3 protein-coding genes are annotated in these 3,002 nt (G+C 67.3%); all 3 read right to left on the bottom strand.

Going from position 1 to position 3,002, the window contains the following annotated elements; all coding sequences use genetic code 11:
- On the bottom strand, positions 1-1,244 hold a 1,244-nt coding region (locus tag NTX40_10670; protein MCX5649537.1), incomplete at its 3' end, for a class I tRNA ligase family protein.
- Positions 1,245-1,494: 250 nt separating this feature from the next.
- Complete coding sequence (locus NTX40_10675; GenBank protein MCX5649538.1) at positions 1,495-2,418, bottom strand: hypothetical protein; 924 nt, start codon at positions 2,416-2,418, stop codon at positions 1,495-1,497.
- Between the two features lie 85 nt (positions 2,419-2,503).
- Positions 2,504-3,002 (bottom strand): endonuclease V (locus NTX40_10680; protein ID MCX5649539.1); only part of this gene is annotated, 499 nt, incomplete at its 5' end.

The raw sequence follows: 3,002 nt of genomic DNA on the forward strand, positions 1-3,002 counted from the left end.
CGGATTACCTCCGGGATGCCGGTCGGCGTCGGCGTGCCGGAAAGGTCGCCCGAGTCGGCCATGACGCCCGTCTCGACGTAGGCCTCCGTCATCTCTTCCGTGCGGAGCGTCTTGCCTTCCGGTTGGATGACCACGCGAATCGCCAGGTCGTACTTCTTCGCGAACTCAAAATCCCGCTGGTCGTGGGCCGGCACCGCCATCACCGCCCCCGTCCCGTACTCCATGAGGGCGTAGTTGGCGACCCAGAGCGGCACCTTCTCGCCGTTCACCGGATTCACGCAGTACGCGCCCGTCGCGACGCCTTCCTTCTCCACCGCCGCGTCGCTCCGCGTCGCCGCCGGCTGCCGACGCACGCGCTCGCAGAACGCCAGCACTTCCTTCTCGCGTTTCGTCCCCTTCACCAACTTCGCGACGAGCGGATGCTCGGGCGCTAAACTCATGAACGTCACGCCCCAGAGCGTGTCCGGCCGCGTCGTGAAGATCGGCAGCCCCGGCGCGCCGGGGTCTTCGAGACGAAACTCCACCCGCGCCCCTTCGGAGCGCCCGATCCAGTTCGCCTGCATCGTCCGGACCGTCTCCGGCCACTTCTCCAGGAGCGCCAGGTCCTCGAGCAGCCGCTGGGCGTACTGGGTGATGCGGAAGAACCACTGCGGCAAATCCTTGAGCGTCGCCTCCGCCCCGCACCGCTCGCATCGCCCGTCCACCACCTCCTCGTTCGCGAGGCCCGTCTGGCACGACGGGCACCAGTTGACCGGCGCGTGCTTCCGGTATGCCAGGCCGCGCTCGTACAGCACGAGGAAGATCCACTGTGTCCACTTGTAATAGTCCGGCGCGCTCGTGTTCACTTCGCGCCGCCAGTCGTACCCGACGCCCCAGCGACGGAACTGGCCTTTCATATAGGCGATGTTTTCGCGGACCCACGTCGCGGGGAGTTTCTTATTTTTGATGGCGGCGTTCTCGGCCGGCAGGCCGAACGCGTCCCACCCCATCGGGCTGAGGACCTCGCATCCGCGCATCATCTTGTAGCGCGTCACGACGTCGCCGATGATGTAGTTCCGCCCGTGCCCGACGTGCAGCATCCCGGACGGATAGGGGAACATCGTCAGGCAGTAGAACTTCCGCGCGCGCGGGGCCCGGTCGTTCGACCCAGAGGCTCTCGACGGGCCGTCGGTCTGGAACGTCGCGTGCTCATCCCACCACGCCTGCCACTTCGCCTCGATTCGCTTCGGGTCGTACGCGTCCATGCTCTTCCTCGCTCGCCTCGTCGTTTGTCAGGCGGCTACTCTAACCGCAAAGCCCGTGGAGTGCGTAGAGAAAATGCGGGCGAAACCGGATAACGGCCGCGGCCTCGCCCGTCAACCGAAAACCCGCGGCGGCCCCGCCAAAAACAATCGCGGCGGGTACGGAGACCCGCCGCGCTCGTCTGCCTTTATTTTTTGCCTTTCCCCTCAATCCTTCCTCTGCGATCTTTGCGTCCTCTGCGGTTAATTCACGCTATTGGATTGCCGCCACCAGCCGCGCTACCGCCCGCTGGCCCTCGTATGTCTGCGAGATGATGAGTTTCCCTTCCAGGTACTGGACCGTTGCCGGGCCGCCCTCGTCGTCCCACGTCGCGATCCGCCGATCGTTCGCGTTTCGCACGTGATGCTTCACCATGTCCACGATCCGTTCCGGCGTCGCCTGGGTTGCATCCTCCGGCTCCTCGGGCTGGTTGCCGAAGATGTTCGTCCCCCCGCCCCCTTGGGATTGCGACGTGATGTCCCCGATCTCGAACCGCGGGCCCACGAAGTTCGGCACGACTGTCACCGCATCGCGCACGCTATAGACCACCGTCTTCAGCGGCAGCCACGATTTTTCCAGCGTCGTCACGAGCACGTACCCCGCCTCCACGCGGTACCCGCACTCGCGCGGCAAGAGGAGGTAAATCGCGTCCTCGTACCGCATCCCGCTCAGGTGCATTGTTACCGGGTGCGCCGAAAGGTCGATCCCCGCCTCCTCGAGCGCCTTGTCGAGGACGACGGCAAACCCGCCCGCCGCGGCCAGCATCTGGAGGACCTGCGAGAGCGGCGTCGCGCTGAACTCAAAGGTCCCCGACGGCGTCCCGAGCGCGCGCCGCGTCCGCGCCGTCTCCTGCGCCTGCCGCAGTGCCTCCTCGCGGGCCTTGCGCTTCGCCTCCGCGTCGTCCGCTGTTGCCGGGGGTGCCACGGGCGCCTTGCCTGCCCCGAGCGCTGTCGTGGGGTCCGCCAGTGCGTCTTTCGATACCGCCGTCGGTTCCGCCGTCACCTGCTCTGCGAGCGCCTTGATCTTCTCCGCGTTATCCTTCTTATCGCCGCCCGAAGTCCCTTGCCCCAGGCCTCCGCGCGCCGCCGCCAGCGTGAGGAGCGCCAGGCCCAGCCCCACACCAATCGCCCGTTTCATGGCCGCCCCCTTTCTCTTACTCTTCCTATCTCTTATACGATTTTTGCAGAGGAGTTTCCGCAGATTCGTCCCGAAAGAGCAGGACTCATCTGCGGGCGTTAACGACACACGGCGCGCGCGGACGTCGCCCGCCCAGGGAGGCCTTGTACGCGGTGACGAGGCGATGGGCGGCGCGAATGGGCTCGGCCAGGCGGAACCGGGGCGACGCGGCGAGGACCCACCGCTCCGCGCTCGCGAGGTTGATCCGATAGCCGACGCTCACGAAAACGGGTTTGACGCCGGTTTGCGTGCGAAGGACCGTCCCGATCCGTTCGCCGCCGTCCAGGATCGGCGCCCGCCCGCCGCGGCGGCGCCCCGGCTCTCGCGGGACGGCGCCGACGAGGAGGCTCTTGGCGCAGCCGATCGTCGGCAGGCCGAGGGCGAGGCCGACGTGGGACGCCAGACCCAGCCGCCGCGGATGCGCCCGGCCCTGTCCGTCGCAGATTACAAGGTCCGGCCGCGTCTTCAGTTGCCGGAACGCTTCCAACACCACCGGCGCCTCGCGGAAACTCAGGAAGCCCGGGACGTAGGGCCAACGGGCGCGC

The organism is Planctomycetota bacterium (assembly GCA_026387035.1).
Taxonomy (GTDB): domain Bacteria; phylum Planctomycetota; class Phycisphaerae; order FEN-1346; family FEN-1346; genus JAPLMM01.